Origin of the sequence: Acinetobacter psychrotolerans (assembly GCF_048552595.1) — a bacterium.
Lineage (GTDB): Bacteria > Pseudomonadota > Gammaproteobacteria > Pseudomonadales > Moraxellaceae > Acinetobacter.
Genome location: NZ_JBIMDK010000005.1, coordinates 1 through 24,206 on the forward strand (window position 1 = coordinate 1; position 24,206 = coordinate 24,206).

At 36.2% G+C, this 24,206-nt stretch carries 28 protein-coding genes; 12 read left to right on the forward strand and 16 right to left on the reverse strand.

What is annotated here, in order from left to right:
- The first annotated feature begins 859 nt into the window (after positions 1–859).
- Positions 860–1,177 (forward strand): YqfO family protein, encoded by a 318-nt coding sequence (locus ACG94X_RS05830; protein WP_419382807.1) that lies wholly within the window; start codon positions 860–862, stop codon positions 1,175–1,177.
- A gap of 264 nt (positions 1,178–1,441) precedes the next feature.
- Here the strand turns inward: ACG94X_RS05830 and ACG94X_RS05835 are convergent, their stop codons facing one another.
- Both ACG94X_RS05835 and ACG94X_RS05840 read right to left on the reverse strand, forming a co-directional pair.
- A complete protein-coding gene (locus tag ACG94X_RS05835) occupies positions 1,442–2,212 on the reverse strand; it encodes a nitroreductase family protein (RefSeq protein WP_419382808.1) in 771 nt (256 codons plus the stop codon).
- Between the two features lie 95 nt (positions 2,213–2,307).
- A complete protein-coding gene (locus ACG94X_RS05840; RefSeq protein WP_419382809.1) occupies positions 2,308–3,108 on the reverse strand; it encodes an enoyl-CoA hydratase-related protein in 801 nt (266 codons plus the stop codon).
- A gap of 104 nt (positions 3,109–3,212) precedes the next feature.
- On the opposite strand from ACG94X_RS05840, the gene ACG94X_RS05845 reads away from it, so the two are divergent.
- Positions 3,213–3,779 (forward strand): nicotinate-nicotinamide nucleotide adenylyltransferase, encoded by a 567-nt coding sequence (locus tag ACG94X_RS05845; RefSeq protein WP_419382810.1) that lies wholly within the window; start codon positions 3,213–3,215, stop codon positions 3,777–3,779.
- 126 nt (positions 3,780–3,905) lie between these two features.
- Here the strand turns inward: ACG94X_RS05845 and ACG94X_RS05850 are convergent, their stop codons facing one another.
- Positions 3,906–4,802 carry a LysR family transcriptional regulator ArgP gene (locus ACG94X_RS05850; protein WP_419382811.1) on the reverse strand — a complete coding sequence of 299 codons (897 nt, stop codon included), beginning with the start codon at positions 4,800–4,802 and terminating at the stop codon, positions 3,906–3,908.
- Between the two features lie 183 nt (positions 4,803–4,985).
- Between ACG94X_RS05850 and ACG94X_RS05855 the strand changes: the two genes are divergently transcribed.
- Positions 4,986–5,585: a LysE/ArgO family amino acid transporter gene (locus tag ACG94X_RS05855; RefSeq protein ID WP_419382812.1), complete on the forward strand. Its 600-nt coding sequence runs from the start codon at positions 4,986–4,988 to the stop codon at positions 5,583–5,585.
- 117 nt (positions 5,586–5,702) lie between these two features.
- Here the strand turns inward: ACG94X_RS05855 and ACG94X_RS05860 are convergent, their stop codons facing one another.
- The 6 genes from ACG94X_RS05860 to dapD form a co-directional block, all read right to left on the reverse strand.
- On the reverse strand, positions 5,703–6,164 hold the full coding sequence (locus ACG94X_RS05860) for a peroxiredoxin (RefSeq protein WP_419382813.1): 462 nt from the start codon (positions 6,162–6,164) through the stop codon (positions 5,703–5,705).
- A 2-nt stretch (positions 6,165–6,166) separates the two neighbouring features.
- On the reverse strand, positions 6,167–6,865 hold the full coding sequence (locus tag ACG94X_RS05865) for a Dph6-related ATP pyrophosphatase (protein ID WP_419382814.1): 699 nt from the start codon (positions 6,863–6,865) through the stop codon (positions 6,167–6,169).
- A 74-nt stretch (positions 6,866–6,939) separates the two neighbouring features.
- The gene (locus tag ACG94X_RS05870; protein WP_419382815.1) at positions 6,940–7,350 is read right to left on the reverse strand and encodes a hypothetical protein; all 411 of its coding nucleotides are present in this window, start codon (positions 7,348–7,350) and stop codon (positions 6,940–6,942) included.
- Between the two features lie 13 nt (positions 7,351–7,363).
- Positions 7,364–8,035 (reverse strand): 7-cyano-7-deazaguanine synthase QueC, encoded by a 672-nt coding sequence (gene queC / locus ACG94X_RS05875; protein ID WP_419382816.1) that lies wholly within the window; start codon positions 8,033–8,035, stop codon positions 7,364–7,366.
- Between the two features lie 37 nt (positions 8,036–8,072).
- Positions 8,073–8,783 (reverse strand): 7-carboxy-7-deazaguanine synthase QueE, encoded by a 711-nt coding sequence (gene queE, locus ACG94X_RS05880; RefSeq protein WP_419382817.1) that lies wholly within the window; start codon positions 8,781–8,783, stop codon positions 8,073–8,075.
- Between the two features lie 93 nt (positions 8,784–8,876).
- Positions 8,877–9,698 (reverse strand): 2,3,4,5-tetrahydropyridine-2,6-dicarboxylate N-succinyltransferase, encoded by an 822-nt coding sequence (dapD, locus tag ACG94X_RS05885; protein WP_419382818.1) that lies wholly within the window; start codon positions 9,696–9,698, stop codon positions 8,877–8,879.
- A 307-nt stretch (positions 9,699–10,005) separates the two neighbouring features.
- On the opposite strand from dapD, the gene carO reads away from it, so the two are divergent.
- Positions 10,006–10,752 (forward strand): ornithine uptake porin CarO, encoded by a 747-nt coding sequence (gene carO / locus ACG94X_RS05890; RefSeq protein WP_419382819.1) that lies wholly within the window; start codon positions 10,006–10,008, stop codon positions 10,750–10,752.
- 101 nt (positions 10,753–10,853) lie between these two features.
- On the opposite strand, the gene ACG94X_RS05895 is transcribed toward carO, so the two are convergent.
- The 7 genes from ACG94X_RS05895 to ACG94X_RS05925 form a co-directional block, all read right to left on the reverse strand.
- Positions 10,854–12,071 (reverse strand): OmpP1/FadL family transporter, encoded by a 1,218-nt coding sequence (locus ACG94X_RS05895; RefSeq protein ID WP_419382820.1) that lies wholly within the window; start codon positions 12,069–12,071, stop codon positions 10,854–10,856.
- 266 nt (positions 12,072–12,337) lie between these two features.
- Entirely contained in the window at positions 12,338–13,267 is a 930-nt protein-coding gene (locus ACG94X_RS05900; protein ID WP_419382821.1) for a CysB family HTH-type transcriptional regulator, read from the reverse strand.
- A gap of 56 nt (positions 13,268–13,323) precedes the next feature.
- Positions 13,324–14,385 (reverse strand): sulfate/molybdate ABC transporter ATP-binding protein, encoded by a 1,062-nt coding sequence (locus ACG94X_RS05905; RefSeq protein WP_419382822.1) that lies wholly within the window; start codon positions 14,383–14,385, stop codon positions 13,324–13,326.
- Positions 14,386–14,396: 11 nt separating this feature from the next.
- Positions 14,397–15,290 (reverse strand): sulfate ABC transporter permease subunit CysW, encoded by an 894-nt coding sequence (gene cysW, locus ACG94X_RS05910; protein WP_419382823.1) that lies wholly within the window; start codon positions 15,288–15,290, stop codon positions 14,397–14,399.
- Complete coding sequence (gene cysT / locus ACG94X_RS05915) at positions 15,287–16,120, reverse strand: sulfate ABC transporter permease subunit CysT (RefSeq protein WP_419382824.1); 834 nt, start codon at positions 16,118–16,120, stop codon at positions 15,287–15,289. The genes cysW and cysT overlap by 4 nt, the downstream gene beginning before the upstream one ends.
- Positions 16,121–16,204: 84 nt before the next feature.
- The gene (locus tag ACG94X_RS05920; RefSeq protein WP_419382825.1) at positions 16,205–16,810 is read right to left on the reverse strand and encodes an RBBP9/YdeN family alpha/beta hydrolase; all 606 of its coding nucleotides are present in this window, start codon (positions 16,808–16,810) and stop codon (positions 16,205–16,207) included.
- Between the two features lie 32 nt (positions 16,811–16,842).
- The gene (locus tag ACG94X_RS05925) at positions 16,843–17,847 is read right to left on the reverse strand and encodes a sulfate ABC transporter substrate-binding protein (protein ID WP_419382826.1); all 1,005 of its coding nucleotides are present in this window, start codon (positions 17,845–17,847) and stop codon (positions 16,843–16,845) included.
- A 166-nt stretch (positions 17,848–18,013) separates the two neighbouring features.
- Between ACG94X_RS05925 and pabC the strand changes: the two genes are divergently transcribed.
- From pabC to ACG94X_RS05965, 8 genes are all read left to right on the forward strand, one after another.
- Positions 18,014–18,841: an aminodeoxychorismate lyase gene (gene pabC / locus ACG94X_RS05930; protein WP_419383025.1), complete on the forward strand. Its 828-nt coding sequence runs from the start codon at positions 18,014–18,016 to the stop codon at positions 18,839–18,841.
- On the forward strand, positions 18,828–19,889 hold the full coding sequence (gene mltG / locus ACG94X_RS05935) for an endolytic transglycosylase MltG (protein WP_419382827.1): 1,062 nt from the start codon (positions 18,828–18,830) through the stop codon (positions 19,887–19,889). The genes pabC and mltG overlap by 14 nt, the downstream gene beginning before the upstream one ends.
- Before the next feature lie 9 nt (positions 19,890–19,898).
- Positions 19,899–20,495: a dTMP kinase gene (gene tmk / locus ACG94X_RS05940; protein WP_419382828.1), complete on the forward strand. Its 597-nt coding sequence runs from the start codon at positions 19,899–19,901 to the stop codon at positions 20,493–20,495.
- Positions 20,496–20,608: 113 nt separating this feature from the next.
- Positions 20,609–21,025, forward strand: coding sequence for a PaaI family thioesterase (locus tag ACG94X_RS05945; RefSeq protein WP_419382829.1), 417 nt, complete (start codon positions 20,609–20,611; stop codon positions 21,023–21,025).
- A 283-nt stretch (positions 21,026–21,308) separates the two neighbouring features.
- Positions 21,309–22,289, forward strand: coding sequence for a hypothetical protein (locus ACG94X_RS05950; protein ID WP_419382830.1), 981 nt, complete (start codon positions 21,309–21,311; stop codon positions 22,287–22,289).
- A 4-nt stretch (positions 22,290–22,293) separates the two neighbouring features.
- Positions 22,294–23,181 (forward strand): arginase family protein, encoded by an 888-nt coding sequence (locus ACG94X_RS05955; protein ID WP_419382831.1) that lies wholly within the window; start codon positions 22,294–22,296, stop codon positions 23,179–23,181.
- Between the two features lie 106 nt (positions 23,182–23,287).
- Positions 23,288–23,677: a hypothetical protein gene (locus ACG94X_RS05960; RefSeq protein ID WP_419382832.1), complete on the forward strand. Its 390-nt coding sequence runs from the start codon at positions 23,288–23,290 to the stop codon at positions 23,675–23,677.
- Between the two features lie 136 nt (positions 23,678–23,813).
- On the forward strand, positions 23,814–24,122 hold the full coding sequence (locus ACG94X_RS05965; RefSeq protein ID WP_419382833.1) for a helix-turn-helix domain-containing protein: 309 nt from the start codon (positions 23,814–23,816) through the stop codon (positions 24,120–24,122).
- Positions 24,123–24,206: the final 84 nt, after the last annotated feature.

A 24,206-nucleotide genomic window follows, 5' to 3' on the forward strand; every position in this document is an offset into this window, starting at 1 on the left:
CTTCAAAGTTAAGATGATGGTATGACAATTTTATATACTCCATAAACCCTTTAAATTAATTAGGTGGTTTATGTCGCACTTCAAGTTTTACTCTGCCGAGTATTGTCGAGGCAAGTTGTGATTTTAATTCAACAAATATAGATTGCAAGGCAATAAATAATCTAACTCTAAATATTAAGGAAAAAACAGGGGCTGATATAAAGGAACTACTCACAAAAAATAATGAAATGGCAGTTCTAAAACTTGAAAATATTAATGATGATCAACATAAAGTCCTTATTATTAATTATTATTAATTACGCCATATGATTAATAGAAAACTGGTAATTTAATTAGGGATATATTTATGAGGATAGTGCATTTATAATTTTAGCTGTTAAATTGAAATATTTTTTTAAAATATATGATATCAGGTTGTTTTTTGAGAGCGAAAGCTCTCATTTTTTTATTAAATGTATTCTGATGATTTGTGATATATGATTATGTTCTTTTATAAGAAATGTGGAGATAAATAAAAAACTGGATTATATTTAAAATTGTAAGCATTATTTTAGATGGAATGATCTTACTTGAATAAAAAAATGAGATGGTTGTAAGTAATCTAAACATTTTTAATATTGATCAACCCTTAGTGATTCACGTCTTTCAGGTCTTAAAATGTTTATTGAATATATAGGGCCTGCTCAGGAAAAAGATTTACTCCCTTTATTCGAAAGAGAGTTTGTACATTCAGATTTTTAAAATATCATTATTTACAAATTCTATTAGTTAAACTGGATGAGTAAATATTTATTCTTATATTTAAGCAATAAATTGATATAGTTTAACGATCAACAGTAATATTGATGTGGATTTTAGCATGCTCAAACTTATCTACTATGTTCCAGAATCCCATTTAGAATCTACCAAATTTGCGATTTTTGCGGCAGGGGCAGGTGGTATAGGTCATTATGAACATTGCTCATGGCAAGTTTTAGGTACAGGGCAATTTAAACCAGTCAAAGGCGCAAATCCATTTATAGGTGAATTGGATTCTTTGGAAACCATTCCTGAATGGCGAGTGGAAACAATTGTACCAGAAGATAAGGCATCACAAGTTGCAAGAGCATTAAAGCTAAGCCATCCTTATGAAGAGCCTGCTTTTGAATTTATTCAGATTTTAAATATCGAATTATAACAATTAGCTATTAACAATTTGACAATGTTATCGGCATTGAATTTATTTAAAAACATTCTTGGCGATAGTTTTATCTTTACCAATGGTTTTATCTTTACCAATGGTTTTTGCATCGTAATGATGGTCTGAACGAGATCATATTATCATCCACTGATCTGTATTATTTTTTGCAGTTGTTAAAAATTGAGTAAATTTTTTATAAACATGCATTTACGTCATAGAAATCTAGGCACTCCGTTTGAAGTACCTGAATATTCAAGATGATTAAACTTTCTGAATAAATAAATCACGATCAAAGCGATACTGTGGCATGAATACACCATCTTTCGCTCGTTCACCTGCACCAATTACCATGATTGGATATTGTTGATCATTCAGATTGAGCAGTTTACGTACCATTGGCTCATCAAAACCTTCCATCATACAACTGTCAAAACCATAGGCACGTAAAGATAAAACTAAGTTTTCACAAGCCAGTGCCGTAGTTTTACTCGCCCAAAGAATAGCATCGGCAGGGTTAAAAGCAGTAACAGGCAATTGTTTATTCAAGGTACGAGCAACTTTGAAAGCAACTTTCTTGAAGTTACCTAAAGCATTGAAATAACCAGTTTTATAGTTGTAAGGGATGAACTTATAATACTTTTGTACAAGTGGTGGAACTTCTGGTAGAGGGAATTCGCTGATATTCAGCTTTGACATTTCATCGATACGATCTGTACGTGCCACACAAACAATTAATTCAGCAGCAGTTTTTGCCGCAAATTGATCTAAACAGGCTTTAACCAATCGTTTTTTCTTATCTACATTTTGTACCACATAAAAAGTCCATGGTTGTAAATTAGATGAGTTCGGTGCAAGCAGTGCCAAATCTAAACAGGCATCTAATACATCAGCAGGAATCGCTTTATCGGTAAATTTACGTACTGAACGTCGGCTTTCAATCACCTTACGGAAATTATCGATATCAATATCCTGTGGGGCAGGTTCGTAATAGCGTTTCTTTTCAGCTTTCTCAGTTTTGTTGTTCTTGGACATGATTGTTTATTTCCAGAATAATTTGTATGAATTGTTAAAATAAAAAGCCACATCATTTAAGAAAACGATGTGGCTTTAATTTACATCGGATTGGATCAGTTAAACTGTGCAAAATCAGGTTTACGCTTTTGCATAAATGCCGCAACAGCTTCTGCTATTTCAGGTGATTTAACACGTTTCATAAAGACCACGGCTTCGTCATCAATACATTGAACAATTTCTTCAAGATTGTGCTTCATGAGTGCTTTGGTCTGTACTAATGATGCCAATGGCAATGCTGCTAAAGCTTGAGCTTGACGTAAAGCATGACCGTATACATCATCTTCAATGCTATTCACTAGCCCAGCACTTACAGCTTTTTCACTGTTAAATTTTTGTGCAGTTAACAATAACTCAGCTGCTTTATGGTAACCACCTTGTTGAATCAATAATTTACTTGAGGCGCCTTCAGGAGATAAACCCAAACTGACAAAAGGAATTTGGAATAGGGCAGTATTATCGCTATAAACAAGGTCGGCATGTAAAAGTACGGTTACACCAATACCAATTGCAACACCACGGACAGCGCAAATAAGTGGTTTAGACAAACGTGCCGCAGATTTGAGTAATACAAATGGAGGGCCATCACCTTCATGACCTTGTTGCTGTAATTGCAAAGAGGCAAGAAAGTCTTTCATGTCATTACCAGCACTGAAATCTGCATCTGCACCTCGTAAAAGCACCACACGAACATCACGATCTGAATCGGCTTCGTCTATAGCTTTAGCAATCCACAAATATAATTCACTGTATAAAGCATTCTTTGCTTCTGGGCGGTTAATGGCTAAAGTCAAAATACCATTTTCTAAATTTGCATTTAAATGCTGATGTGGTTGTTGAATACAACTGAGAGTCATCGTACTATCCTTGCTTTAAACCGAATATTTCTTTTATACCTTCATTATGTCGCATATTTTAAATCGTAGTGCAACTGATGAGTTCATAAAAAAGTTTGATTCATATGAAATATACATTTGATTATCTAGTTTATATAGGGCGTTTTCAGCCTTTTCATTTGGCACATATGCAAACCATTAAAATTGCATTGCAGCAAAGTGCCAATGTAATTTTAGCATTGGGTTCTGCTCAGGATGAGCGTAATACAAAAAATCCATTTTTAGCATCTGAACGTGAACAGATGATTTTGTCTAATTTTTCAAAAGACGATCAAAAACGAATTCATTTTGTGCATGTTATTGATGTTTATAATGATGTGAAGTGGGTGGGTTTGGTGAAATCTTTGGTCGCAGCTATTGTGAAACCAACAGATAAAGCGGGTTTAATTGGTCATTTTAAAGATGATTCTTCTTATTATTTGCAGCTTTTTCCAGAATGGCAATTAGTAGAATTAGATAGTCTAAAAGATGCAATTTCTGCAACACCTTTGCGTGAAGCCTATTATAGGGGTGAAATTAAACGCATAGAGTTTCCTTTAGGAACGATTGAGTTTTTAGAAAAATTTCAACAAACAATTTTATATCAAGAGCTTAAAGATAAATTTCTAAAGCATGATCTTTCTAATTTATAAAATTAAAGGTTTACTGCTCTTTGTCATTACAATTTTTTAGTCAGTCAAAATTGAAGTGTCAGGGCAATAGTAAGCTCAATCATCCATGAATTAAAAATAGTCATATTCACTTAGTATTTCGAATTATTAATCACCATTTAAAAAGAGCTGAGCTTGTTCAATCAAGACTTTTGTCAGAGATTCAAGCTGAATGGATTGCCGTCTCCAATGATGCCAATAAAGTGGTAATTCGATTTGTAATTCAGGTGCAATCTCAACGAGTGTACCATTATTGAGTGGCTTTTCAGCTTGATAATTGGGCAACCATCCATAGCCTAAACCCATCATCATTGCATCAACAAATCCATTTGAAGATGGAATACAGTGGTGCGGATATTGGGTGGGATTTAATCCAAATCGCTGTTGGATCGCATGGGTATGCATTTGATCTTTTTCATTAAAAATTAATGCAGGTGCAGCACGAAGGGCATCTCGATGAAGACCTTGTGGGAACCATTGCTGTGCAAATGTTGGCGTCATGGTAAAACGATAATTCATGCGACCTAAATATGCTGCTACACAGCCTTTCATAGGCTGAGATTCAGTCGTTACACAAGCATTGACTAAACCTGCTTCAAGTAAATGATGTGTTTGAGATTGATCATCGACATGAAAGTGGGCGATGATTTTTTGTTTGATGATCGTATCTTGCAGTAATGGTAATAGCCATGTTGCTAATGAGTCAGCATTGGTGGCTATATTTATTTGATAAAAAGCAGAATTTGCAATTTTTCCAGTTAAGTTCTGAATAAAATTTTGCTCTAACAATCGGCTATGTTGTAGATAATGTAAAAGTGATAGTCCTGCTTGTGTCACACGGCAGGGTCTTTCTCGGACAATCAGTAAATGCCCTAAATTTTTCTCTAAACTTTGTACACGTAATGTGACAGCAGAAGCAGTAATATTCAGCCTTTCCGCTGCGAGTTCAAAACTTCCTGTTTCAGCGACCGCTAAAAAAGCTTCACTTTGCTTGCTTTGTAACATCGGTATCACTCAATTTGGGGAATAGTTTTGCTCTGAAGTAAACATTCAGAATAGTGAAAGTACAGTTTTTATCAGCTAAGAATAACTTAGTTTAGCTAATATTTACTTAGAAATACTTATTTGATAAATTTTTCTTGGATAATCACGGATATTCATCCGATTGATCAAAAGTGTAGTTTCATCATGTTGCACAGTTATATCCAAGGCTTAGCCGTAGCTTTTAGTCTCATTCTAGCCATTGGGGCGCAAAATGCTTTTGTACTGAAACAGGGCTTAAAAAAGCAAAATGTATTTTGGATCTGTGCTGTATGCGCTGCATCCGATTCAATTTTAATTTTACTCGGCGTAATGGGTTTTTCTAAGATTGTGCAAACACACCCTGAAATTGTCGATTGGGCAAAATATTTAGGTGCGACATTTTTATTATTTTATGGCGCACAGCATTTTTATCAATCTTGGAAAGGTTCAGAAAGTTTAGAATTGAGTATAAAAGATGAATCTCAATTGTTAAAAATGGTACTGATCTGTCTTGCATTAACATGGTTAAATCCACATGTTTATTTAGATACAGTGGTCTTGATTGGCTCGATTTCTACACAGTTTCAAGATACTCAACTGTCTTTTGCATTGGGTGCTGTGACTGCATCATGGCTATTCTTTTTTAGTTTAGGCTTTGGTGCACGTTTTTTATTGCCGATATTTCAGAATGCCAAATCTTGGAAAATATTAGATTTTATTATTGGTTTCGTTATGTGGAGCATTGCTCTCTCATTATTGGTTTAATGCTCAATCAAGCGTCCTCCCAGAATGTGGGAGGTGTAATCTACTTGATTTTATTAACGAACTTGATCAGCAAGATTCATTTATTAACAAACTCATTGATTCATTCGCGTGTGTCTATTATCCAGCTTGTAGTGCTTTTAAATCGTCTAAAACTTGTTCTGCATGTCCAGCGGCTTTAACTTTACGATATTCTTTCACTAATTGACCGTTATGGTAAATGAAGGTTGAGCGTTCAATCCCCATAACTTTTTTGCCATACATATTTTTTTCTTTAATGACATCAAAGTGTTTACATAGCACTTCTTCTTTATCGCTAATTAAATTAATCGTCAGTGATTGCTTTTCGGTAAAGTTTTGATGGGCTTTTACAGAGTCACGTGAAACACCAATGATGGTGGTATTTAATGTATCAAATTGATCTTTTAAGCATGAAAAACCAACAGCTTGAGTGGTGCAGCCTGGTGTAGAATCTTTTGGATAGAAATATAAAATCAACCATTCAGATGCAATTTCTGTCAGGTTTATTTCACCCGTTGTGGCAGGAAAAATTTGATTTGGGAGTTGAATGTGTTCAGTCATTGTCATTCCTTAAATTCACGATGTTCTAATTCAAGTGCTAAAAAAGCATAATTTTCGTGATAGAGAATATCACCTTTATGTACTGAAAGTGGCGTTTTAAACATCGGTGCATCAATTACAGTGGTGTGAAATTCACCTAATTCACCACATGGGTCAATCCCACGTGAAATGAGTTCATCTACAAAATCTTGCGTTAAAATTTGACCTAAGTCTTCAATTTTCATACCTAAATTTAGGTTAATAGTGACGATAATACATTTGAAACCCAATTGGATGAGTTCATTTACTACGTCGATTCGTGGTTTTTGCCAAAGTGGCATACACAGTTCTAGCTTACTACGTTCACAAACGGATTGATTCCATTCTGCATGTCCGATTAAGTCGATATCACCAGTGACTAGTATTTCAGCATCGTACTGTTTTGCTTGATCCAGTAATTGAATGAATTGTTGCTCATAGTTTTCCCAAGTCGCGGCTGTTTTTAAAATAGGTAAACCGAGTGCAGCTGCTTGTGCATCGATAATATTGTGAGGCATTGCATGTGAGCGTGATCTTAAACCTTGTTCTTCTAACATCACGATTAAAGCAACAGCAGTACCCGTTTGCATCGCATGATAGAGTGCAAGACTACTGTCTTTACCACCACTATAAGAAGCAATAAATTTATGATTTTGTAAGGGGCAATAAGTAAGATTATTCATAAATTTATCTTTTTAAATCAATCATAAACGATAAAAAAGCCTGCATAAAGCAGGCTTCAATATTCATGCAGCAATTATTTTTTAGCTTGAGCTGCTTTCATTGCAGCTTCAGTTAAGGTTTTTAATTTACCCGTTAACTGAGGTCCAAAACATGCTTGAAGATCTTGGTTGTTCTTTTGAACAAAAGCAAGTGTAGCAGGGCTTTTCTTTTGGTTTATCGCACTTTGGATTTGCCATTTTTGATCATTGGTTAATTTACCATCAGACTCAACAGCACAAGAACAGTATTTGCTGACTTCTGCAGCAGTTAATTTTCCACCTTTCGCTGTTTCTGTTTTACACACGCCAATCAAAGCAGATTTTACATTTGCGCTTTGGTAAGCTTGTTGTATTGCATTTGATTCAGCAGCGAAAGCGCTAGAACCGAATAAAGCTGAAGCAGAAAATAAAGCTGAAAGAATAAGACCTGATTTTAAATTTTTCATAAACTGTACCTTGTTATTGCTGTATATAACGCGTTGGGTCTGTAACACCTGCATCCATAAAGCCTTGTTTGCGAAGTCGACAGCTATCACATTTGCCACAAGCACGTCCTTGGTCATCTGCTTGGTAACATGAGACCGTTTGACTATAGTCTACGCCATGTTCGATGCCTAAGCGTATTATATTCGCTTTGGATAAATGTAACAGAGGTGTTTCAAATTTAAGCGGTTTTCCTTCAACGCCAACCTTAGTTGCTAAACGTGCCATATTGGCAAAAGCATCGATAAACTCAGGACGACAATCAGGATATCCTGAATAATCAACAGCATTGATTCCAATTACGATTGCTTCTGCACCAAATACTTCAGCCGCAGCTAGTGCATAGGACAAAAAGATGGTGTTACGCGCTGGAACATAAGTTACAGGAACACCATCAGTTTCATGATCAGGGATATCAATGGTCAGGTCTGTCAGTGCAGAACCGCCTAAATTACCCAAATCAATATTGATAACACGATGTTCAACCCCCGCTTGCTGGGCGATTGTTTGTGCAGCATCTAACTCAGTTGTAGAACGCTGACCATACATAAAACTGAGCGCAATACAGTCATAATTTGCTTGTGCCCAAGCTAGACATGTTGTTGAGTCTAAGCCGCCAGATAATAAGACGATGGCACGAGTGCGCATATCAAACTCTCCAAAATATTAATAATTAACGATAAGATTAACGACCAGTTTCATCATTCCAAAGCAACTTATGCAGCTGTAATTGGAAGCGAACAGGGAGATGGTCATCTAAAATCCATTGTGCTAAATCACGTGCAAGTTGAGGTAAGCGAGCAGCACCTTTTTCAACTGCAAAAGCAGGGGAAAACCATACGGTACTGACTTTTTCATTGAGCGTATATTGCTCAACTTGCTGTTTAGACCATTCATAATCTTCACGATTACAAATGACAAATTTTATTTGATCATGTGCTGTTAAATGATCAAAATTACTCAGTAAATTTCGTGCAACCTCACCAGAAGTTGGCGTTTTTAAATCTAAAACTTTTGAAACACGTGGGTCAACTTTAGACACATCTAAAGCACCGCTGGTTTCTAAAGAAACTTCGCAGCCTAAGTCTGCCAGACGTTGCATTAATGGTAAAGCATTGGGCTGAGCAAGTGGCTCACCACCAGTTACACAAATATAAGGTGTTTTATAATCAAGTGTTGTTTGAATAATTTGATCGAGTGATTGACGCTCACCACCCTCGAAAGAATAGGTTGTATCACAATAAGTACAACGCAAAGGACAGCCAGTTAAACGAATAAAAACAGTCGGTAAGCCAGCAGCGTTGGCTTCACCTTGTAAAGAATAAAAAATCTCCGTGATACGTAGTCCCGCAGACGGATCAGAAACAGGAATAGTAGAAGAACGAAGCGCATTCATGAGATTTTACCACAGGTTACAAAATGAAAAATCTCTACGCTCAGAGATGACCGTAGAGATGGGGAGCGATAACTCCGCAGGAAATATTACGAATTAGTCTTCGCGAAGAAGTTCGTTCAAACTTGTTTTAGAACGAGTTTGTGCATCTACTTTCTTCACGATAATTGCAGCATACAAGCTGTAAGTACCACATTTAGAAGGAAGGCTGCCCGCAACAACTACAGAACCTGCAGGAACGCGACCGTAATGAACTTCACCTGTTGCACGGTCAAAAATCTTAGTCGATTGACCAATGAAAACGCCCATTGAAATTACAGAGCCTTCTTCAACAATCACACCTTCAACAATTTCAGAACGAGCACCGATGAAGCAGTTATCTTCAATAATTGTTGGATTTGCTTGAAGTGGTTCAAGAACACCACCAATGCCTACACCACCAGAAAGGTGAACATTTTTACCAATTTGTGCACATGAACCAACAGTTGCCCATGTATCTACCATTGTACCTTCATCTACATAAGCGCCAATATTGACATAAGAAGGCATCAACACTACGTTTTTCGCTTGGAAAGAGCCTTTACGCGCAACAGCAGGTGGTACAACACGTACACCAGCAGCTTTAAATTGCGCTTCAGTCCAACCTGTAAATTTAGTATCTACTTTATCATAGAATCGAAGATCACAAGATTCGATAGGCTTGTTATCATTCAATTTGAAAGATAACAATACCGCTTTTTTCAGCCATTGATGAACAATCCATTCACCATCAATTTTTTCAGCTACGCGTAAAGTTCCGTTATCTAAACCCGCAATAGCTTGTTCAACAGCTTGGCGAACTTCTAAAGAGCAATCAGCTGCAGTAAAGTTAGCACGGTTTTCAAACGCTTGTTCAATGATCGTTGAAAGCTGAGACATGATCTTCCTTCCCAAAAAATTTTAAAGATTCTACACCAAATCGGACTTGGATTAGATATAAAATCGAGTTTCAATCGAAAAAACTAATTTAAAAATGTATATGAAAATAATAAAAACATATAATTATTAAAATAATTTAAAAGTCAATCTGTTGAAAAACAACAACTCACGCTCAATTGTATCAAAAAATAACAAAAACTCATCAATTTGACTATTAATTGTTAAGATTAATTCACATATGATCTTGTTGGTAAGGTTAAAACACATGAATGATTAAAGAACAAACTCAGTATTTGAGGAGAAATAAATGAAAGTATTAAAAGTATTGGCTATTGCTGCTGCATTATCTGCTTCTGGACTAGCTATGGCTGATGAAGCCGTTGTCAATCAAGGTAAAGCATTTGATGTCAACCAATTAATTCCGACTGGCGCACGTGCCGAAATTGGTACAACTGGTTACGGTGGTGCTTTACTTTGGACTGCTAATCCGTATGTAGGTTTGGCATTAGGTTATAACGGTGGTGATATTTCTTGGTCAGATGACTTGAAAATTAATGGTTCTAAGTATGACTTAGACATGGATAATAAATTGGCTTATTTAAATGCCGAAATTCGTCCATTTGGTGCAAGTCAGAATATATGGGCTCAAGGATTATATGTCGCTGCGGGTGTGGCTTATATCGATAATGACTACGATGTAACCCGTAATGTTGGTAAAAATGCTTCATTTAAAGTAGATGGTTCGCGTTTCAATGCGGGTTTAAATGACGATGTTTCTATTAAAGGTAATCAAAAATACGACAACGATATTGCACCTTATTTAGGTTTAGGTTTTGCACCTAAAATTACTAAAAATATTGGCGTATTTGGTGAGGTAGGTGCTTATTACACAGGAAATCCAACTGTTCAATTGGTTTCAAACCATCCTGATTTAATTGGTGATGATGGTCGTACACTTGGTCAAGCAGTAAATGCAGAAGCCAATAAAATTAGTAATGATAATAAATATGAGTGGCTGCCAGTGGGTAAAGTCGGTGTAAGCTTACACTGGTAAGTTGTTGAACTGAGTATTCTAGCTACAGTGGTTGAATACTGAGTACACAAAAAAAACGAGCTTCGGCTCGTTTTTTTATGATTGATCAATCAATTTCTCTGTTAAAACCGATAAGCGATTTTAATGCCATGACCCAAAGCGTGATTATCTGCGACAGCGGATAACGTAGAATTTTGTGTCACAGGGTTATTAATATTTATATTACGAACTTCTGCCTTGTTTAATTTAAAATATTTTAATCCATAAGCGATGAAAATATTTTTATGGAATTTATATAAAGCACCTAAACCAAAAGCATAATATCCATCTGATGGATTGAGCGTACTGGCAGGATTGCCACTGCCAGAATCCCAAGAAAAATCTGCTGTAGTCAACCATTGCTCAGAGAAGATATGTGCAATTCCTAATTTTGCAGAGACCTGATCATTTTTATAGGCAATCATATTAAATGGTTTAATGTATTGCGGATATTGCTGCACAGCTAAATCTACAATTGCGCCAAATTGTCTAGGTTGAATTTCGAAATCTTTCCAATTTATCCATCGTAAATTACTATATAGAATATTTTTTTTATTGAGCCCTATTTGCACATCTAGATTGACTGACTGTGGTGTGGTGATCTCTGTTTTTGCAAAAGGAACCACATTGATGGCTTTATCTGAAACGGTTTCAGTAACCGTAGATTTATGTGTGATTGTCGAACGATAGGTGAGAGCTGTTTTAAGTGCATATTCTGGGATTTGATAACTTAAACCTGCCAGCCAACCATTTCCTGAACTTTGTTTAAATTTTGCTTGATAACCACTTAGGATTGAATAGTTTGCCCCGTATAAATCTATATGCCCTTGCAATTGTTGATAGACACCACCTGCATAAATATTCCAACGTGAAGAGGGTTGATAACCCATTAATATGGTTAAATTTTCGCTTTCAAAATTTAACTGAGTTGCCTCAATACGCTGCTGACCAAGATATGATAGCGGTTTGTACTCATAGTCAACATCGACACCATAAGGTTGATCATAGATCAGACCAAAGGAAAGCTGCGGACTGATTTGTAGCTTTGCTGCTGCATTGGCAAAGTGATAATCATTGACCAAATTTCCAGTAGAGAAATTAGAAATCCCGATTTTTTGGAGTTCAGATTGATTTTGGACTTTTCCAGCAACATCTGCATACATTTCAGCATAGGATAATTCGACATAGTTTCCTGTTTCTAAAAAGGAAAGTATGGATTGATCCGAGGTTTCCATACCCGCCGAATGGCATAGCACAGGGATGGATGTGCTAAACACGAATCCCCAGAACTTTTTTTTCATATATCTCCCCGAAATATGAATAAATATGATGGATTCTTTTAATGATCATGAGAGGTAAAAGTGAGCTTAAAATGCTGATGAGTGTGTGCGTTTAAAATATCGAAAGGTGATCAGAGAAGTATTTTTTGATCGATATTTACACTATTAATTCAATTTTTTATATTTTTGTCAATGAAAACAGGTGTATTTGATCATTTTTTTATAAAAAATGGGGCAATTGCCCCAGATTGGAAATTCTGATTAAAAAGTGGACGAAAATGGTTAAGTTAGTCTTCAGGATAAGCGATTTTTTTCAATGCTCTGATATCTGCTTCGGGTGAACAAAGTGAAATAAATTCGTAGCCATAACCACGCAGTAAATGTCCTTTACGCACAGCAATCCAAGTGGTGTTTAAACCAAAAATATCAATATGGATTTGTTTTAAGCGATGGTCACGTTCAGTGTCATAAGCCACATCATTGACGATACCGACACCCATGCCCAATTCCACATAAGTCTTAATGACATCTGCATCTAAAGCGGACATTACAATATCGACATCAAGATTGGCATCTTCAAAGGCTTTATCAATTTTAGAGCGGCCTGTGAAACCACCGTGGTAAGTGATGATTGGAAATTCTGCTAATTTTTCTAAGGTAATGTCTTTTGGATGAATTTTGGTTAGTGGATGATCTTGCGGGGTAATGATGCTGTGTTTCCAGTTATAAAATGGCACACTGCCCAAATTACTTTCAGTTGTTAAAGACTCAGTTGCAATACCTATATCAGCAAGTCCTAGAAGTAACATTTCAGAAATTTCAACAGGGCTGGCTTGTTGCAAAATTAAATGTACTTTTGGAAATGCTTTTTTGAATAGATTGACAATTGGCGGTAACACATAACGGGCTTGGGTATGTGTAGTGGCAATGGTTAATGTGCCTTCATCGACTTTATTAAAATCATCAGCAAGACGTTTGATATTATCTGCATCAATTAACATGCGTTCTACAATGCTTAATAAGGCTTGTCCTGGTTCTGTCAAACCGAGTAAACGCTTACCTTTACGAACAAAAAGCTGTACGCCTAATTCATCTTCTAAATCTTTAATGTGTTTACTTACACCCGATTGTGAGGTGTAAAGTGCAGCCGATGCTTCGGTTAGATTATAGTTTTGTCGAACTGTTTCTCGAATAATTCGTAATTGTTGAAAATTCATTTTATGGATACCTCAATTGCGGATGAGTATATTTTTTATACTCATCCTATCGTCATTTAAGCGACTTGATTTTCAAATAGGTGGAGTGTAGATGGACTCACCCATACTGTTTGATTTGGTCTGTATTGATGTAGTTTTGCTTCTTCTGGATTTAAAGCAATTTCAATCAAATGTCCTTGACGATCTTGTAATTCAGCCATGACTTTACCTGCAATCCAAATTTCACGTAAGAAGGTGGCTTGTATTGCATTTTCAGTCGGTTGAGCATGGATTTTCAATTCATTTGGTCGTGCAAATGCAATAACCTTACCATCAGCAGTATTTTTTGCAGAAGGTAGGATAATTTTATCTTCACCAATACGAATAATACCCTGATGATTTTCGCCTTCAAAACGATTGGCTTGCCCTAAAAAGTCAAAAACAAAAGGTGTTGACGGCTTTTCATATACTTCGCGTGGTGAACCAATTTGTTCAATATCACCTTTATTCATGACGACAATTTGATCTGCAACTTCTAACGCTTCTTCTTGGTCATGGGTTACGAAAATAGAGGTGATATGTAATTCGTCATGCAGAGTGCGTAACCAACGACGTAGTTCTTTACGAACTTTAGCATCTAACGCACCAAACGGCTCGTCTAGTAGCAATACACGTGGTTCTACAGCCAATGCGCGAGCCAGTGCGATACGTTGACGTTGTCCGCCAGACAACTGTGCAGGATGGCGATCTGCCAAAAAGCCAAGTTGTACTAAATCTAATAGACGAGTAACACGTTTTTTAATTTCAGCTTCATTTGGACGGATTGCACGTGGGCGAACACGTAAACCAAATGCGACATTTTCATATACAGTCATGTGGCGGAATAACGCATAATGCTGAAATACAAAACCGACTTGGCGTTCACGAACGTGAATTTTAGTTGCATCGGTACCTTCAAGAATTACCTGACCACGATCTGCAGATTCTAAGCCTGCAATGATACGTAATAGTGTCGTTTTACCACAACCCGATGGACCTAAGAGTGCAACCAATTGACCGTCTGGAAAATCTAAAGAGATATCTTTGAGTGCATGGAATGCACCAAAATGCTTTTCAATATTTTTAACTTGAATACTCATGTGGTCATTCCTTAAGAAACTGTAGATTCTTGGTTTTCACGGTTTTGTTTTTCTTGGCGAAATTCAACCCATGTTTTTAAAATCAATGTGACAATCGCTAATAATGCAAGCAGTGATGACACGGCAAATGCAGCGCTAAAGGTATATTCGTTATATAAAATTTCTACATGTAAAGGCAAGGTATTGGTTTCACCACGAATATGCCCGGAGACCACTGATACTGCACCAAACTCACCCATCGCTCGTGCATTACATAGGATCACGCCGTAAATCAGACCCCATTTAATATTAGGAAGCGTTACTTTCCAGAAGGTTTGCCAACCTGAAGCACCCAAAACGATCGCTGCTTCTTCTTCTTCTGTACCCTGTGCTTCCATTAAAGGAATTAACTCGCGTGCAACAAACGGTACGGTAATGAAGACTGTTGCGAGAACAATCGCAGGTGTTGCATAGAGAATTTTAATGTCATGATCCATTAACCAGCCACCAATCCACCCCTGTGAACCAAAAATCAGTACCAGCATTAAACCTGCAATAACAGGGGATACTGAAAAGGGAGTATCAATAATGGTGGTTAAAATGGCTTTACCACGGAAGTTAAATTTGGCAACACACCATGCCGCTGCTACACCAAAGATGACATTTAATGGCACTGCAATTGCGGCTGTAAGTAATGTTAATTTAACAGCAGATAAGGTATCTGGATTAATTAAAGCTTGAAAATAAACATGAACACCCTGCTTAAACGCTTCGACAAAGACCAATATCAATGGAAGAATTAAACAGCCTAGGAAAAAAATCAATGCAATTGTAATTAATGTATAGCGTACCCATTCTGGTTCACGAGTTGCATCACGAGATTGTAGTTTTTCCGCCAAGGCATTACTGTTGGTTGTTAAACTCATCTTGCTGTTCTCCCTGTACGGCGGCTTGCCCAAGCTTGCACTAAATTAATTAAGAACAAAATAAAGAATGAGAGCACTAACATGACTACAGCAATGGTTGTTGCACCTGCATAATCATATTCTTCTAAACGAGAAATAATCATCAAAGGAGCGATTTCAGTTTTAAACGGTTGGTTACCTGCAATGAAAATGACTGAACCATATTCACCTACACCACGAGCAAATGCCAAAGCAAAACCAGTCAACAATGCTGGAAATAGAATAGGTAAAATAATTTTGATTACAATTTGCAAACGGTTTGCACCCAAAGCCGATGCAGCTTCTTCAAGCTCTGTTTCTAAGTCACTTAAAACAGGTTGAACTGTTCGAACAACAAAAGGAATACCAATAAAAATCAGGGCTAAAGTAATCCCGATCGGTGTATATGCCACTTTGATACCGAGAGGTTCTAAATATTGCCCAATCCAACCTGTTGGTGCATAGAGCGATGTTAAGGCAATACCTGCAACAGCAGTGGGTAATGCAAAAGGTAAATCGACTAGCGCATCGACAATACGTTTACCTGGAAAGGTATAACGAACGAGACACCAAGCCAAGAGCAAACCAAAAACTACATTGATCAGTGCTGCGATAATTGCAGTACTAAAGCTCAATTGTAAGGATTTAAGAATACGTTCTGAACTAATGATTTCAATGAAACCATCCCAACCGACACCCATAGATTTTATGAATACAGCTGATAAAGGAATCAGAACAATTAATGATAAATACGCTAGAGTGAAGCCTAGTGAAAGACCAAATCCTGGCAGCACTCGGGATCGCTGCGACATGATGACTCCTCAAAAGAGAGAAAGCTTATTGAAACTCAATAAGCAAAAATTTAAATAAATTGCGCAAAGCTTAAAAGGCATTGATTAAAATGCAAATTTAAAAAATAACTTTTTCATATCAATTTTGCTTATAAAAGCGCTTTTCTGTTCTGGAATCATGTGATTAAAAATTTCAGGAAAGGGGCCAAAACCCGAAGCGACATTGATATGCCCCACATTTCCTAAATTTACTGCTTTGATATGCCATGCTTTGGTTAAGTTTTGGACATCATCAAAGTTGAACCACGGATCATTTTCACTGATTAATATTTCAGTGGGAACACGAATTTTTAAACCATAAAAATATGTTTTGTAATTGCCAATACTATCAGCAGCAAAACCATTTGAGCCAAAGCGTTCAGGATTTGCAGGAGCGACCAAAACCAATTTTTTTACTTTCGTGATCAGTTCAGGGTGCTCATGTAATGCTGCTACACAAGTTAAACAACCGAAACTATGTGCAACAATCTGGATTGGATGATCTGTTGCATTTAGGACTTTGACCAATTCTTTAACCCAAAGTTGCAGAATAGGTTTATCCCAATTTTTCTGATGCACACGAGTACTGTGCGTTAATTGATTTTGTAACCACGTTTGCCAATGCTTATGATCACTTCCACCAACACCGGGAACAATAACTGTGTGCACCATGATTGAACTCCTGCCTCTGCTTTGACTGGTTATTACTTGTTGTTGGCTTTTACGATTTGATCAAATACACCATTATTTTCAAAATGTTGTTTTTGAACTTTAGTCCATCCACCAAATTCTTTATCAATCGTCACCAATTTTAATGGTTTAAACGTAGCTGCGTATTTTTTCAATGTTGCAGCATTACGTGGACGATAATAATTCTTTGCCGCAATTTCTTGACCAGCTGGTGAATATAAATAGTTCAAATATGCTTTGGCTAAATTCAAGTTACCATCTTTAGCTGCATTTTTTTCTACAATTGCAACAGGTGGTTCAGCTAAAATTGATAATGAAGGTGTAATAATTTCAAACTTGCCAGGTTGTTCACGAGTCGCTAAGAATGCTTCATTTTCCCAAGCCAATAACACATCACCAATACCACGCTCTGCAAATGTAGTGGTTGAACCACGTGCGCCAGAGTCTAAAACTTTGGTTTGTTTATAAATTTGGCGAACAAACTCTTGTGCTTTTGCATCTGTACCATATTTATGTTTTGCCCAAGCCCATGCAGCTAAATAGTTCCAACGCGCACCACCCGATGTTTTAGGATTTGGCGTAACAATTTCAACACCAGGTTTAACTAAATCGCCCCAGTCTTTAATGCCTTTAGGATTATCTTTACGCACTAAGAACACGATTGTTGATGTATATGGCGTCGAGTTTTGTGGGAATTTTTTCTGCCAATCTTTTGGAAGCAAATCACTATTTTGTGCAATTGCATCAATGTCAGCTGCAAGTGCCAAAGTCACAACATCTGCACTTAAACCATCAATTACCGCACGTGCTTGTTTACCAGATCCGCCATGTGATTGTTTAAAGTTAATATCTTGCCCAGTTTTAGATTTCCAATACGTTGCAAACTGTTTGTTAAAACTATCGTACAACTCACGGGTTGGATCGTAAGATACATTTAAAAAATCTTTCGCAGCGATGGAATATGTTGAAGCAGACAATAATGTTGCAACAACAGCTAATTTAATTTTTGAAAATTTCATGGTTTTAGTCCCCAACTTTTTCAGAAGTTCGTTAATATGTGGGCAGCATAACGCTAGTCTTTATTCATAAAAAATAATAAAAAACGAATTTTATATGAATAAAAGAGAAATAGCTTTTATGTCTATCCTTAACAAAATTGGTGTAAAGACGAGGAAGAATAGCGTGATGATTTGTTTTAAAAATGCTCAACAAATTGATTCAATAAATCTTTTGGATCGAGCGTTTCATTATGGAGATGGTTGCTTTACCACTGCGCGATTCCATCACAATGATTTAGAGTTAAAACAATTACATTGGGCACGTTTAAAATTGGCTTCAGAGCGGATGTTTTTACAATTTGATTTTGAGGTTTTGAATAAAAGCATCACATTATTACAGCAGCAGTTTGCAGTGCTTGATGGCACATTAAAAATTGTTCTGAGTCGTGGTGACGGAGATCGTGGTTATGCCATGCCTGAACACGCTGCAGATATATATGTTTTTTATTACCCAAAAAAGCATTCAAATTTCCAACCTGAATTTATTCAAAGTGGTGTTTTAGATCAAGCGATGGGTTTAACAATGCCGAATTTGGTTGGGCTTAAAACATTGAATCGTTTAGAACAAGTCATGTTAAAGAAAGAGGCTTTAGAAAAAGGTTGGCAAGAGGCATTGGTGACGGATGTGCAAGGTGCAATTGTGGAAGGCGTGAGCAGTAATTGTTTTATTCGACTAAACAATACATGGATTACTCCGGAACTCCGCTATAATGGCGTACATGGTGTGATGCGCGCAGAAATTTTGTCACGAATGGTGCAGCAAGGTATTTCATGTAAGCAATGTTTTATTGATATGGATAAAATTCAACATATGCAAAGTTTATTCTTTTGTAATGCGTTAAGTCCGATGAAAATTGTGAGTGCATTGAATCACCGTAATTTAGACACTCAGCCTTGCGTTGAGTTATTTGAAACTTTACATTTAAGTCAGTTTAATTCTCATGCCGCAAGCTAAATCTAAGCCTAAATCTAAAAAGAAAACCCCAGATAAAGCAGCCCATAAAATATTTAAGGGCATTGTTATTGCGTTTATTGCACTTTTTATTATCGGTGCAATTATTTTAAAAATGAGTATTTTTAAAGCTTATCCTGTAGAGGGGAAAAAGCAGAAGTTATCTATTTCGCATGGTGAAACGTATACAGGTTTTATTGATGAACTTGCAAAAGATGACAAAGTTAGTTTTCCGATTATTCTAAAACTTTATCGTAAGTTTTTTATTCATGACACTATGAAAGCTGGGGTGTATGAAGTCAATCAAGGCATGAATATGCGCCAAGTTTTGCAAATGGTGTCTGATTCGAATAATGCACAAATGAATCGCATTCTTGTGATTGAAGGAACGACAGCAAAACAGCTGATTCAAGCTTTGAAAAATGATCCATTGGTGAATAAATCGGTTGTGAAGTTACCAACTGCGCAATTATTGAAAGATTTAAATATTCCTTATGATCATCCTGAAGGGCTTTTTGCACCAGATACTTATTTCTTTGATAAAGGTGCAACGGATAAGCAAATTCTGACTGATTTGTACCAACGTCAAATGAAGATTTTGAATGAAGCTTGGGAAAAGCGTGATCCAAATTTACCGTATAAAGATAAATATGAAGCCTTAATTATGGCCTCTATTATCGAAAAAGAAACCAGTGTAGACAGAGAGTTACGTCAAGTTTCTGGGGTTTTTTATCGCCGTATTAAATTGGGAATGCGTCTACAAACAGATCCAACTGTAATTTATGGTATGGGTGATAAATACACGGGTAAAATTTCTAAACAAGATTTACGTACACCGACAGCTTATAATACTTATACGATCAATGGTTTACCACCTACACCGATTGCATTACCAAGTAAAAAAGCCATTGAAGCGACAATGCACCCAGATGATTCAGAGAATATTTATTTTGTTGCAACAGGCAATGGTGGACATAAATTCACATCGAATTTGTCAGATCATAATCGTGCAGTGCAAGAATATATTGAAGTTATGCGAGCGAAGAATTAAGGAATGAGCATGTTTATTAGTTTTGAAGGTACAGAAGGTGTAGGAAAAACCACGCTCATTCGTAAACTTTTTGATTATTTTCAACAACAAGATAAAGAAGTCGTATTAACGCGTGAACCGGGTGGAACACCACTTGCAGAGCAAATTCGTTCTTTATTACTGTCGGTCAGTCATGATGAAAAAATGAGTCATGATACAGAGTTATTGTTGATGTATGCCGCACGAGCACAGCATTTAGAACAAATTATTTTGCCCGCTTTAGCACAAAATAAAATTGTTTTATGTGATCGTTTTGCCGATTCAAGTTTTGCTTACCAATGTGCGGGTCGTGGTTTAAGCCGTGATAAATTAAAATTATTAAATGATAATTTTGTCGCAAAAATGCCTGATATTACCTTTTGGTTAGATGCACCGATTGAATTGGGGATGACACGTGCACGTGAACGTGGTGCTTTAGATCGTTTTGAGCAAGAAAAAGTAAGTTTTTTTGAAAAAGTACGTTCTGGTTTTGAGGAAATTCATACTCAAAACCCTAATCGTATGAAACGTTTAGATGCAACCCAAAGTCCTGAACAGGTTTTTGCAGCAGCTTTGCAGTATTTATAATGAAGACATTGGCAAGAGTTGTCTTTTTATTGAAAAAAATGAACTTTAGAGTTTAACCCTATTATTCAAAAACGATTTATATTGAATGAGATATAAAGGATATAGATCGTTTTATGAAAAGTTCAAAAGAAGAAATCGTACAGTTTTTACAACACTTTTTTACACCAAGTCTTGAACGCTGCGAAATAGAAGATGTTTCTGATAAAGGTTCTACGCTCCTATGGAAAGTTGCAGATGTAGACCTTCGACCAGGTGGAACGATTTCAGGACCTACCATGATGGCTTTGGCTGATTTCGCACTCTATGTTGCGATCATGGGAGAAATTGGTTTAATCGGTTTAGCTGTGACGACCAATATGAATATTAATTTTTTACGTAAGCCTTCAGGTGGTGTGGATATTCGTGGCGTGTGTAAATTGATGAAAGTTGGAAAAGCCTTAGTGGTTGGAGAGGTTTTTATCTATTCAATTGATAATGATGAACCCGTGGCGCATGTGACAGGTACGTATTCTATTCCACCGCAAAAATAAAAATTATGAATTAAGTCTGAATGATTAGCTTAAAAATATTCAGTTATGGAATTTTAAAATTCCGCTAGAATCCGTGATTGTTTAGAGCGTAGTGTGGCATAGAGAATAATGTAAGCACTCATGTGCTCTGTCCATTTGCACAGTAATGATACTTAAATGTTACAGATGATGATTGAATCGACACTTAAATAATAGTGTGTTGAGTTCTTAGGTTGATAGTGCTAATTTATTCATAATAAAAGTTTTATTTTAAAAATGAATAGATTGAATGGAATCAATGAATATGTCATCAGATCATGAAGTCGTGAGTTTGTTTAAGGAACAAGTTTTTCCTTTATCAGATAAATTGACAGAGATGTTGAATGAGCACTATTCGCATCAAACTGAACGCCGTGGCTGTGGATTTACTCAAGCGACCAGAGTACTTGCAGAATTTATTAATTTTCCGCGTGATGTTGTTGAGGCAACAGATTTAAAAATATTTCAAGATTATGATTTTAAGAAATTGAAAAAAATTGTCGATCAAAAAAGTATTTATAATTTAGAGATCGAAGATTGGCATAATTTAGATCATAACTCATCGATTGAAAATTTTTTAAAAATAACCAAAGCTGAAGAATTTAAAGATTTAGTTAAGCAAGAGGTTATTCTCCAAGGAAGTTTAAGAAAACTTTCACAACATGCAAAGCTTGAAGAAAGTAAAATAATTTGTAGCATGCTAGAAGATGTAATTTTGCCAAAAACTGTAAATGAAACAGGTTTGATTGAAATACAGACTTTAAAAGAAAAACCTAAAGTGGGTTCTTGCCCGATGGCTGAAACTTTTTTTCTTAAAATTGCACACCGATCGATGCTGAGACAGGGTTCGATAAATATTTTTGTCGATGAACAGAACCGACCATTACTCATTGAAAAAATGAATATGGGCGATAATCATTCATGTATTAATTTACAACCTTTAATTATGAATGGAGTTCGTCTTCCAATCGGATCTTTATTTTCGGCAGATTATGATATTGAACAAATTGAAGATAAAGTACCAAATCAAGAGTTCAAGGGGTTTGTGATCCCTTATAAATCTATTCAATCTTTCTGGTTTTTGCGCCTCACGACTTTGGCTGTGTCTCCAGAAAATCGTAAAAGAGCCTTTAGTACACACTTTGAACAACAAGTGAATAATGGGCTGTTTAGTCCAGATACAACACTACTCAAACAATTAAATGATGTTGCTAACTCACAACTTAGAGCATTAAGTCTCGGATAGTTTTATGCTAAATGTTTGTTTTTCTCCACGCTATTTTGCTCAAACGCATACCAATAGCATGGAAAAATTGATCGCGGTCGCAGAACAACTGCAACAAGTAAATGATTATAAATTTCATGAACCTGAATTGATTGATTCAGGAATTCTAAAAGCTTTGCATTCACCTAAATATGTCGATGCTTTTTTAACAGGACAGCCTAAAAAACTTGCGACATTTTCTGGGTTTAAACCATGGAATGAACAGTTGAGGGATGCAGTGTTATGCATTCATGCAGGGCAATTATTAGCAACTGAATTGGCTTTTCAGCACGGTATTTCCGCCAATATCGCACAGGGCTTTCACCATGCAAGTTATGAGTATGGTGGCTCTTTTTGTACTTTTAATGGTTTAGCACTCATCGCACAAAACTATCCCAATAAGCGAATTTTTGTTCTAGATTGTGACCAACATGGGGGTGATGGAACTGCTGAATTTACCCGTAGATTAGATAATTTATATAATTTTAGTATTTATGGTTTAGCATTTGGTTATCCAACCTACGAGCGTGCAGAAAGTCGTCATGTGCATACCAAACATGGTGGATTTGCGCAATATAACATGGCGTTGCATGAAGCATTTCAACGTGCGAGTGAATGGCAAGCCGATATTATTATTTACCAAGCAGGTATGGATTGCCACCAAGCAGACCCCTATGGTTCTGCATGGTTTAGCACGGAACTTATTCAAAAAAGAGAAGAAATTGTTTTTAATCTAGCCAAAAAATCGGGTATTCCTATCATGTTTGTTTTAGCAGGAGGTTATCAAAATTTAGAAGATTTGGTTAAATTGCATGTACAGACATTTCAAACGGCATATGACGTTTACTATAATAAAAAAGATGAAAAGAAATAATCGCTTAATAGTTTGGCTGAAAAACCATATTTATTGGCTGAATGAAGCAATGTAGAAGTATTTTTAATTGTTAGAATAAGAATTATTCTTATTTGTGGTGATTGAAATGTTAATTAAGGATTTACATAACTTTCCGATTATTACTATCAGTCATCAACCTGAAGAGCAGGTTTCTGTTGATGAAACCATTCAGGTTTATGAAACATTATTAGCGAAACAGGAAGTTTTTGTCTTTATAACCAATGGTTCAATTTCACAAGAAAGGACAGATCATGAAGCGCGTAAAATAGTTGCAAGTTGGGTGAAAAACAATCGTGAACGTTTATCTAAATATGTGAAAGCTTTGGTACATATTGAAACTGATGAAAAATTCCGCTTGGAAGCACAGAAATTTGCCAATAATTTTATTAAGTTTTCAGGCTATCCTGTGTTTATTGTAGAGAGTCAAAGTAAAGCAGATCAAGTCATCCAGTCTGTGCTCAATCGAGTAAAGTAAGGGAAAAAATTGCCAATTATTTTATGCCTCATCGCTGCTACAAGCTTTATTTGAACGTGACGAAACATTAGATGTGGATTCGAAGCAAGAAAAATATCTGCGTTTAATGCATTGCTTACTGGATGAAATTTAGTCTGTGCCTTTGCAAGTATTTCATTTACCCATGCCGCAAGATGTGCGACCACTAAAAATTACCGATTTTTTGTTGAAACAGCCTGAAGTGAATTTAGGTTTAAAACAATGGGCAGAACTTTGTTTAATGAGTGAACGGAATTTAACACGTTTATTTTTATTAGAAACGAATTTAAGTATTAACCAGTGGCGTAGAAAATTGCATGTGATTTTAGCATTACAATGGCTCTCAGAAGGGAGCGCTGTACATACAATTTCCGAAAAACTGAATTATGACAGTGATACCTCTTTTATTATGATGTTTAAAAAATGATGAAAATAACGCCTAAACAATATATTAAACAGTAGTTTAAATAAAAATAGCCAACTTTGAGCTGACTATTTTATGACTTAAAAT

Bases quoted from the DNA above. Each gene is read 5' to 3' on its own strand.
- ACG94X_RS05865 (WP_419382814.1), bottom strand. From the start codon at position 6,865: ATGAATAATCTTACTTATTGCCCCTTACAAAATCATAAATTTATTGCT.
- tmk (WP_419382828.1), top strand. From the start codon at position 19,899: ATGTTTATTAGTTTTGAAGGTACAGAAGGTGTAGGAAAAACCACGCTC.
- dapD (WP_419382818.1), bottom strand. From the start codon at position 9,698: ATGTCTCAGCTTTCAACGATCATTGAACAAGCGTTTGAAAACCGTGCT.
- carO (WP_419382819.1), top strand. From the start codon at position 10,006: ATGAAAGTATTAAAAGTATTGGCTATTGCTGCTGCATTATCTGCTTCT.
- cysT (WP_419382824.1), bottom strand. From the start codon at position 16,120: ATGTCGCAGCGATCCCGAGTGCTGCCAGGATTTGGTCTTTCACTAGGC.
- ACG94X_RS05835 (WP_419382808.1), bottom strand. From the start codon at position 2,212: ATGTCCAAGAACAACAAAACTGAGAAAGCTGAAAAGAAACGCTATTAC.
- ACG94X_RS05855 (WP_419382812.1), top strand. From the start codon at position 4,986: ATGTTGCACAGTTATATCCAAGGCTTAGCCGTAGCTTTTAGTCTCATT.
- cysW (WP_419382823.1), bottom strand. From the start codon at position 15,290: ATGAGTTTAACAACCAACAGTAATGCCTTGGCGGAAAAACTACAATCT.
- ACG94X_RS05850 (WP_419382811.1), bottom strand. From the start codon at position 4,802: ATGTTACAAAGCAAGCAAAGTGAAGCTTTTTTAGCGGTCGCTGAAACA.
- ACG94X_RS05870 (WP_419382815.1), bottom strand. From the start codon at position 7,350: ATGAAAAATTTAAAATCAGGTCTTATTCTTTCAGCTTTATTTTCTGCT.
- ACG94X_RS05860 (WP_419382813.1), bottom strand. From the start codon at position 6,164: ATGACTGAACACATTCAACTCCCAAATCAAATTTTTCCTGCCACAACG.
- ACG94X_RS05845 (WP_419382810.1), top strand. From the start codon at position 3,213: ATGAAATATACATTTGATTATCTAGTTTATATAGGGCGTTTTCAGCCT.
- ACG94X_RS05925 (WP_419382826.1), bottom strand. From the start codon at position 17,847: ATGAAATTTTCAAAAATTAAATTAGCTGTTGTTGCAACATTATTGTCT.
- pabC (WP_419383025.1), top strand. From the start codon at position 18,014: ATGATTTGTTTTAAAAATGCTCAACAAATTGATTCAATAAATCTTTTG.
- ACG94X_RS05920 (WP_419382825.1), bottom strand. From the start codon at position 16,810: ATGGTGCACACAGTTATTGTTCCCGGTGTTGGTGGAAGTGATCATAAG.
- ACG94X_RS05960 (WP_419382832.1), top strand. From the start codon at position 23,288: ATGTTAATTAAGGATTTACATAACTTTCCGATTATTACTATCAGTCAT.
- ACG94X_RS05900 (WP_419382821.1), bottom strand. From the start codon at position 13,267: ATGAATTTTCAACAATTACGAATTATTCGAGAAACAGTTCGACAAAAC.
- ACG94X_RS05950 (WP_419382830.1), top strand. From the start codon at position 21,309: ATGTCATCAGATCATGAAGTCGTGAGTTTGTTTAAGGAACAAGTTTTT.
- queC (WP_419382816.1), bottom strand. From the start codon at position 8,035: ATGCGCACTCGTGCCATCGTCTTATTATCTGGCGGCTTAGACTCAACA.
- ACG94X_RS05945 (WP_419382829.1), top strand. From the start codon at position 20,609: ATGAAAAGTTCAAAAGAAGAAATCGTACAGTTTTTACAACACTTTTTT.
- ACG94X_RS05905 (WP_419382822.1), bottom strand. From the start codon at position 14,385: ATGAGTATTCAAGTTAAAAATATTGAAAAGCATTTTGGTGCATTCCAT.
- queE (WP_419382817.1), bottom strand. From the start codon at position 8,783: ATGAATGCGCTTCGTTCTTCTACTATTCCTGTTTCTGATCCGTCTGCG.
- ACG94X_RS05955 (WP_419382831.1), top strand. From the start codon at position 22,294: ATGCTAAATGTTTGTTTTTCTCCACGCTATTTTGCTCAAACGCATACC.
- ACG94X_RS05830 (WP_419382807.1), top strand. From the start codon at position 860: ATGCTCAAACTTATCTACTATGTTCCAGAATCCCATTTAGAATCTACC.
- ACG94X_RS05895 (WP_419382820.1), bottom strand. From the start codon at position 12,071: ATGAAAAAAAAGTTCTGGGGATTCGTGTTTAGCACATCCATCCCTGTG.
- ACG94X_RS05840 (WP_419382809.1), bottom strand. From the start codon at position 3,108: ATGACTCTCAGTTGTATTCAACAACCACATCAGCATTTAAATGCAAAT.
- mltG (WP_419382827.1), top strand. From the start codon at position 18,828: ATGCCGCAAGCTAAATCTAAGCCTAAATCTAAAAAGAAAACCCCAGAT.